Consider the following 636-nt stretch of genomic DNA (forward strand, 5'->3'; position numbering starts at 1 on the left):
CCCGCCTGCCCGCCCCGCCGCGCCGTGACCGCGGCTGCGGCTGCGGCTGCGGCTGCGGCGAGGACGTGGAAGGCCGCCCGGCCCGCGACCCAGAGCTCCGCGGCCTCGCCCGGGTCGAGGTCCGGGACCTCGCCCCGGGCGAACGTCCGGGCGATCTCCTCGTCGTACGGCTGCGCGCGGGCGTCGAGGTAGCCCGGCGACTTCTCGGTCAGGCGGGCCGAGCCGTCGCCCATGGCCAGCATCGCCAGCCGCCCGGTCCCGCCCGCCAGGCGCGTGCCCAGGGCCGCGCACTCCTGGCGGGAGGCGTCGAAGGGCACCGCGTGGAACGCGGAGGCGGACAGGCCGGCCGCCTCCAGCAGCCGGCGGCCGATCGCCAGGGAGAGCGGCAGGACCGGCTCGCCCGCGCCGGTCCGGACGTCCACGCCCCAGGGGGCGAGGCTCCCGGCCGCGTCGGGCCCGTAGGTCCCGGCCTCGTCGGCCCCGCCGACCACCACGACGGCGTCGGGCCGCGCGTCCCGCAGGCCGTTCACGGCGGCCGCGCAGGCCGCCCGGAGCCCGTCGAGCTCATCGGCGGCGGTCCCGGCCAGCTCGGGGACCAGCAGCGGGGGGTGCGGGCAGACGGCGGCGGAGACGAGC

General features: G+C 80.8%; 1 protein-coding gene. It reads right to left on the minus strand.

What is annotated here, in order from left to right; translation table 11 throughout:
• The coding region (locus tag ACWJ6R_RS37670) for a hypothetical protein (RefSeq protein WP_449066755.1) at nucleotides 1–636 on the minus strand (636 nt) is incomplete at both ends.

Source organism: Planomonospora algeriensis, from assembly GCF_977012225.1.